The sequence below is a fragment of the Microcystis sp. M015S2 genome (assembly GCF_020245945.1).
Classification (GTDB): domain Bacteria; phylum Cyanobacteriota; class Cyanobacteriia; order Cyanobacteriales; family Microcystaceae; genus Microcystis.
Genome location: NZ_JADBTX010000134.1, coordinates 1 through 2617, shown reverse-complemented (window position 1 = coordinate 2617; position 2617 = coordinate 1). Strand labels below are relative to the sequence as shown.

Here is a 2617-nt window from a genome sequence, read left to right as displayed (position 1 = left end):
GCACTTCTTCTTGGGTGCATGGCCGGTAATCGGTATCTGGTTTACGGCGATGGGTGTAAGCACCATGGCGTTTAACCTCAACGGTTTCAACTTCAACCAGTCGATTCTCGATTCTCAAGGTCGTGTAATTGGTACTTGGGCCGATGTGCTGAACCGCGCTGGTATCGGTATGGAAGTAATGCACGAGCGTAATGCACATAACTTCCCCTTAGACTTGGCTAGTGGTGAACAGGCTCCTGTAGCTCTGACTGCTCCTGCTATCAATGGTTAATTCCTAGTCTGAACGAAAAGGCACTCCTGCGAGGGGGTGCTTTTTTGTTGAGAAGGGAAGGATAACCAGTGGCTATGAGAGAATAAAAGACAGTTCTGTTATACGCCGCAATCATTGATCTTTTAACAGTTCATATTTATCCCCCAATGTGAAAATTGGCGGTCTTTGTAGGCAAGGGTAAAACTGGATAAATAATCTTTACCGTCTAAATCGAGATTAAAGGCAGAAAAGCAGACGTACAGACTACGTTTATCAACGGCGACAGAGCGACTAAAAATTTTACTGAGAGTATTGGCGGTCAGTCCAGTTTGTTGGCTAAGAATGTCTAAGGTGCAGCGAGTGTTTTGTTTTATTTCCCAATTCACTTTAGCACGGTGCAGTTTTTGGTAGCCGATGGAGGTTAATATGACGCCACGTTGGCGAGAGGATTTACCGTTTGACTGTTCCATAAGTTGCCCCATCAACATAGAGGTCAGCAGAATTTTCTATTATGGTAATCAATGGGGATACAAAAAATTACTTTTTTTACAAGATTTAAAGTTTGCGCTAGGAGTCAGGATTTTAACTAGGTGAGATCACCGATGATTCTCCTTGAACAGTTATTATGTCCTTAACCTATGGGAGTCTATCGTTATTTAGCGATTGAATGGGGCGATCGCCGTTATGCTTGATAAATTTCCCAACGATGCCCAATGCTGTGGAGCTAAATAATCCCACTCCCACATCTCCCAAAAAAAGAGCGCACTTCCCATATTTACCAAAACGCCATTACTCCGTTCTATCTCCTAAAAAGCGATCGCTCTCCAGCATCAAAATGATCTAGTCATAATGACTCCACATTCGATAAATTTTGAGCAATTTCTCCGATTCAAAGACTTCATAAACTAGCCGATGCTGTTTATTGATACGACGACTAATTAACCCTTTCATGTCCCCTTTTAATAACTCATAATCTGGTGGGTATTGAAACGGGTCTTCTTCAATTATTTTGATAAGTTCAAGAACCTTGGGTTTCAGTCCACTAGAAGCAATCTTTTTTGCATCTTTTTGAGATTGGGTCATAAAGATTATTTTATACATTACCAATCTAACTGATCTAAGCTTAAGCTCTGTTCAATAGATTCATCACGGGCTGCCTGAATAGTTTGAATCATTCCTTCGATTCCCCTTAGATATTCGTCATCACTGACATAATCTGATTGTTCCAGAATTTTAATTTCGTCTCTAGAGAAGCGATCAAGTAACCATAGAAATTTTTCACTAATGCTATCGTCAATTTGCAAGGTAATTGTTCGCATAAATTAACTCCTAAGTAGGTAGGCGTTAAAAGTTGTCAGATGCCCCCCTTATTCAGGGGGGATTAAAGGGGGGACTAAGGGGGGATCGGCACCCCCCTGATCAAGGGGGGATCAAGGGGGGATTAAAGGCAAAATCCATTTTTAATTTAATTATAACCAGCTACTTAAGCTTTCTGTATAAATCGCTTTCACATTGAAATCTACACTTTGTGCATTCTATCATTATTTTATTTTCCACGTTATCCAACAAGCGATCGCCTTTCCACACCCCTACAAGCGCTCGCTAGGAAAACCGATAATACGTCCATCACTGAGTTCAACATATATCATGCCTTCTTCTTCGCGTTTACTGAGTAATTGTAGGGCTTCGGCAATAACTTCGTCTGGATTGGCATAACACCCTGTATCTAGTTTGGCTTCGATCAGCTTTTGGTGTTCGGGTTTTAAGGTTAATTTCAGGGCTGTTAAGGCTTGGCTTTTTTTCATTATAGGTTTGTCGCTGTGGGATCATCCCAAGTTTGCTCAGGCGAGATGCTCTACTCATTTTTACTGTGGGGGAAGCTCTCTAGCCTGTCCAGATGACAAAAGTGGAACACTCCCATCTCGGTTTTTGTGGTCTTGGGTATGAAGCAAAAGTTTGGGGGTCGGAGTGTGGGCAGATTGTCAGGATATTTTGACAAAGCTTGGGCTTAAGTTGGTAAAGTTGGGGATTTTTCCCAAGTTAAGGATTTTTGCGAGAGGCTGGAGGGGCTGTAAGTTAGGCGGGGTAAGGGTTGGGAGAATTTTATCGACTTTTTCCTTAAGTTGGTAAACTTTGGTTGTGTGAGATGTTGGGAACAACTATCATCGGCTTAAATTACTAAATTCGATTTCTTGTTTTCACTACTTATCCAGTACCAGCAATAATTTAACCCCAGTTCGGGTTAAGCAGCGGGGGGTAAAGCCCATTCCATCTTCAAGGAGGGTTTTTTCGGCTGGTGACAGTAAGCAATCAAACCACAGAGAAGATTAACGCAAAAATTAACAGGGCTGCGGTGGCGGGAATGTT

5 protein-coding genes and 1 pseudogene are annotated in these 2617 nt (G+C 42.0%); 1 reads left to right on the top strand and 5 read right to left on the bottom strand.

Going from position 1 to position 2617, the window contains the following annotated elements; translation table 11 throughout:
• The coding region (locus tag IM473_RS21575) for a photosynthetic reaction center family protein (protein ID WP_287660674.1) at positions 1–271 on the top strand (271 nt) is incomplete at its 5' end.
• A gap of 122 nt (positions 272–393) precedes the next feature.
• On the opposite strand, the gene IM473_RS21570 is transcribed toward IM473_RS21575, so the two are convergent.
• The 5 genes and pseudogenes from IM473_RS21570 to IM473_RS21550 form a co-directional block, all read right to left on the bottom strand.
• Positions 394–720: a hypothetical protein gene (locus IM473_RS21570; protein WP_287660673.1), complete on the bottom strand. Its 327-nt coding sequence runs from the start codon at positions 718–720 to the stop codon at positions 394–396.
• Between the two features lie 370 nt (positions 721–1090).
• Positions 1091–1333, bottom strand: a complete 243-nt coding sequence (locus IM473_RS21565; RefSeq protein WP_287660672.1) for a Txe/YoeB family addiction module toxin — start codon at positions 1331–1333, stop codon at positions 1091–1093.
• Positions 1334–1350: 17 nt separating this feature from the next.
• Positions 1351–1569, bottom strand: coding sequence for a hypothetical protein (locus IM473_RS21560; RefSeq protein WP_287660671.1), 219 nt, complete (start codon positions 1567–1569; stop codon positions 1351–1353).
• Between the two features lie 270 nt (positions 1570–1839).
• Positions 1840–2055: a ribbon-helix-helix domain-containing protein gene (locus tag IM473_RS21555; protein ID WP_287660670.1), complete on the bottom strand. Its 216-nt coding sequence runs from the start codon at positions 2053–2055 to the stop codon at positions 1840–1842.
• Positions 2056–2492: 437 nt separating this feature from the next.
• Positions 2493–2617: pseudogene (locus tag IM473_RS21550) on the bottom strand (IS982 family transposase); the annotation flags it as partial.

Coding starts and splice junctions, on each gene's coding strand:
- IM473_RS21570 (WP_287660673.1), bottom strand. CDS start 720: ATGGAACAGTCAAACGGTAAATCCTCTCGCCAACGTGGCGTCATATTA.
- IM473_RS21565 (WP_287660672.1), bottom strand. CDS start 1,333: ATGACCCAATCTCAAAAAGATGCAAAAAAGATTGCTTCTAGTGGACTG.
- IM473_RS21560 (WP_287660671.1), bottom strand. CDS start 1,569: ATGCGAACAATTACCTTGCAAATTGACGATAGCATTAGTGAAAAATTT.
- IM473_RS21555 (WP_287660670.1), bottom strand. CDS start 2,055: ATGAAAAAAAGCCAAGCCTTAACAGCCCTGAAATTAACCTTAAAACCC.